General features: G+C 46.8%; 3 protein-coding genes. All 3 read right to left on the bottom strand.

The annotated features are described in order from the left end of the window. Positions 1–495: 495 nt before the first annotated feature. A complete protein-coding gene (gene ggt / locus AB4496_RS11435) occupies positions 496–2,253 on the bottom strand; it encodes a gamma-glutamyltransferase (RefSeq protein ID WP_009848187.1) in 1,758 nt (585 codons plus the stop codon). A gap of 91 nt (positions 2,254–2,344) precedes the next feature. Further along, positions 2,345–3,007, bottom strand: a complete 663-nt coding sequence (locus AB4496_RS11430) for a LysE family translocator (RefSeq protein ID WP_009848188.1) — start codon at positions 3,005–3,007, stop codon at positions 2,345–2,347. A 99-nt stretch (positions 3,008–3,106) separates the two neighbouring features. Further along, a partial coding sequence (locus AB4496_RS11425) for an AraC family transcriptional regulator (protein ID WP_372130996.1) occupies positions 3,107–3,860 on the bottom strand: 754 nt, incomplete at its 5' end.

Below are 3,860 nucleotides of genomic sequence, written 5' to 3'. Positions count from 1 at the left end.
GCCTTCCTAGCGGTGTCCTTGATCTTATCCTGATCTGCCAACAATCCTCGTTAGCGCGCGTCACTTGTTCCTTGAGCGGTGTCCTTTACATCATCCTGATGTTCAGTCCTTTCCTCGTCCAGAGGTGTCCATTGTCTTTCCTTAGTAGCAACCATCCTAGTTACTATTGCGTCCATTCAATGTCCATTTCGCTATCCATGCCGATTATTCATCCTGAGTAATCGAATCTTCATCCTGAAGATAACCAAGTCCTTGGCGTTTCCTGTTCCGTGTCAGCATCCTTCCGACACCATTCATATTACCGATTCCTTATTTATCAGCAATGGTGCATAAGCGAATTTCTATATAATTATTTGAATGATAAATGTACGTATCGTTTTATTTCAATTGGTTACGGTGTCTAGGTGACTAATTTCGCCATCAAATATCGATATTTACTCACTGCCTTGTGAGAGATCTCGCACAAGGCCGCGAGTAAAAAGGGAGGATTATTCCCTACTGACCAATGGCTGCACCTTCACGACGAGGGTCTGCAGCGCCTTCTAAACCATCTTTTGTGATGCGAATCGCGTGTAAACCAGAGTTAAGATCGCGAACGTTGACCTCAAATCCCATCTTTTCTAGCTCAGGTTTGAAGTTTTCCGCTGATGTTCCTTTTTCCAAATCTAAGGTACCGAAGCGGTTTAGGAAGTGTGGTTGATTGATGGCTTGCTGAATATCCATGTCCCATTGGGTATGAGCAATGATCGCTTGTGCCACATAACCTATGATACGGCTGCCTCCCGGAGAGCCAATTGCCATGTAAGGTTTATCGTCTTGCATGATGATGGTCGGTGCCATTGAAGAGCGCGGACGCTTACCCGGTTCAAGTCGGTTGGCGATAGGCTTACCATCGTTATGGGTCTTGAATGAGAAATCTGTCAGTTCGTTGTTGAGTAGGAAGCCTCTTACCATCAAGCGTGAGCCAAAGGCATTCTCAATGGTGGTGGTCATCGACACGACATTGCCATCGCTATCTACAATATTGAAGTGGCTAGTGGACGGTAATTCAATAGAAACATCTTGGCTTCTCTGCATCGCGTGATCCCACGGCGGTGTGCCTGAAGATGCGCTTGCCAATGCCTTACCTGCGGTAATTAACTGAGCACGTTCCTGCAAATAGTCAGTATTCACTAACCCTTGGGTTGGCATTGGCACATAATCTTGATCCGCCATGTACATACCACGGTCTGCAAAGGCTAGGCGAGAAGCATCTGCTAACACTTGCCAAGATTTCGCGTCGTTTGGTCCCCATGATTTAAGATCAAACTGCTCGGTCATCGCTAAGATCTGCCCAACCGTTAATGCACCTGAACTTGGTGGACCCATTCCGCACACTTGGTAGCTCTCATAAGCAGAACAAACCGGCTCGCGCTGCTTGATCGAATAAGCGTCGAAGTCTTTCTGTGCTAATACGCCTGGGTTACCTTTCGCTGTTTGCACGGTATTGATGATGTCGGCAGAGATCTCACCTTGGTAAAAGGCCTTAGCACCGTTCTTAGAAATAGCGTTTAACGTTGCCGCGTACTCTGGGTTCTTAAGTTGCGTGCCAGCTGTTTTCGGGCTGCCATCGGCATTGAAGAAGTAGGCTTTGGTAGTGGCAAAGCGGCTTAGTCGCTGTTGGTCATTTTCAATCAAGGTGGCTAAACGTGGACTAATAGTAAAACCTTCTTCAGCCAGCTGAGCGATAGGTTTAATCAGTGATGCCCATTCGAGCTTGCCGTATTTCTGGTGAGTGTCCCACAGTAATTGCACCGTGCCTGGCGTGCCAACGGAGCGACCGCCAACCACGGCATCATAGAATTTAAGCGGTTGGCCGCTTTCGTCTTGGAATAGACGTGGTGTGGCATCAAGTGGTGCAGTTTCACGGCCATCGTAGGTTTTGAGTTGCTTGTCCTGGCCATCAAAATAAACAAGGAACGCGCCGCCACCAATACCTGAAGACTGAGGTTCCACTAAGCCAAGCATAAGCTGCACAGCAACCATGGCATCAATCGCGTTACCACCACGAGCAAGTACATCAGCACCGGCTTGTGTGGCAAGAGGGTTGGCCGCGGTGACCATCCAATCGTTGGCTTTAACGAGCTGTTTGGTTTCTAAACCACTACTTTGTTCGGGTGCGACGGAATCGGCAGCTTGATTTGCCCAACTGACGTGAGAGGCAAAAAGTAGGGTAGAAGTGGCGAGGGTTGTTAGTTTTGTTTTCCACTGCATGATCTTCTCCTTTTAATATGCAGAGCTAGATTGGCAGTGGAAAGATGAGATAGCCAGAGTGTTGTTAACGAATTGTAATCTTGATTCGAATTTAAGCGATTAAACCGGACAGCGACTGCCAAAGAATACTCACGCCAATAAGGCTGAATACCACGCCACATAAGCCATCGATGTATACCGTTGCTTCGCTGAGTTTCTTTTGCAATGCTTTAGTCGAAAGCATCCAAGCCAGTAGTGAGAACCAAAACAGAGACAGACCAAATAGGATGATAAGCGCAAAGCCTTTACCTGACAGAGACATGTCGGCAGGCACTAGGCTCGACATCAAGCTGATAAAGAACACCAAAGCCTTTGGGTTGAGAATATTGGTCGCAAACCCTTTCGAAAATGCCTGACGCTTATTGGTCAGAATCAGATCGTTGGCATTGACGGTATCGGCATCATCATCGTGGTTCTGAATGATTTGCCAGGTTGCTTTAAGTGCACCGTAGCCTAAGTACAGTAAGTAGCTACCGCCGGCTAGTTGGATAATGGCAAATAATGTCGGTTGTTGGTGGACTAGGTAACTGATTCCCGTCAGGCTCAGCAATGAGTGCAGCAAGATCCCGCAAGATAAACCAAGCGCAATGTACAAGCCTGTCTGGCGTCCGTGACGCGTCGCATTTTGCACGACTAACGCAAAATCAGGGCCGGGGCTCATCAAAGCGATGAAGTGGATAGAGGCTAGGGTGATCAGTATGGTGACTTCGTTCATCGTCAGTTCTCAATAACGTTGCCGCTATTTTTAAATAAGTAATCGTATTGAGCGTAGCTTACCGTGATTTGAAATAGAGCAATTGTAAATTATCAACACTTAGTTGATTTGTGAGGGTGGTACGCCGAACGTGGTTTTGAAAGCCTTAGAGAAGTGTGCTTGATCATAGAAGCCTACTTGGTGCGCGACCTTGGTACCACATATCCCAGATTTAATCAGACGCATGCTCTGTTCCATACGTAAACGGCTCAGCCATGCATAAGGCGTAATGCCCATTCTGTTTTTAAAATGGCGTTGGAATTGAGTCGTGGTTAAACCACACAACTCAGACAATTGTTCTAATCGCACTGGTTGATCCAAGTTCGCCATCAAGTAGTCTTTTAGCGTATCAATCGATTGATTACCCAGTTTGATGTCACTCTTCGATCCAAATTTCGCATAACGATCGACAATCGTCGAGAACCCTTCGAAAGGTAAGCAATCTTGAGCGAGCTGGCTGATGTTTTGATGGATTAATAGGCCGTGCAAGTTGCGTAATTGTGAAAATGCAGCTTGATCGGAGAGGATCAACTCAGAAAAGCCTAATGTGTGACCATTTTGCTTGGGATCGGCAAGATCTTGAAACCATTGGGGAGACACGGCAAACACACTGACTTGATAACCCGAATCGAGTTTGGAGTGCCCATCATGCAGCTCATCGGGTGGCATGATAACAACTTGGCCAGCACCAACATTATGGCTCGTCCCTTTATAGACGAATTTCTGCTGTCCTCGGGTAATTAAACCAATGTGAAAGTCCAAATGATAGTGGCGCTGGAAAGCAAACTCTTGGTATTGAGCTTGGATCAGGCTG

It is taken from the genome of Vibrio sp. 10N.222.46.A1, from assembly GCF_041473595.1.
GTDB classification, from domain to species: domain Bacteria; phylum Pseudomonadota; class Gammaproteobacteria; order Enterobacterales; family Vibrionaceae; genus Vibrio; species Vibrio tasmaniensis_A.
This window is presented reverse-complemented; position numbering and strand designations above follow the sequence as displayed.

What these genes read in the sequence shown, in the direction of transcription:
- ggt (WP_009848187.1), bottom strand. Translation starts at nt 2,253, where the DNA reads ATGCAGTGGAAAACAAAACTAACAACCCTCGCCACTTCTACCCTACTT.
- AB4496_RS11430 (WP_009848188.1), bottom strand. Translation starts at nt 3,007, where the DNA reads ATGAACGAAGTCACCATACTGATCACCCTAGCCTCTATCCACTTCATC.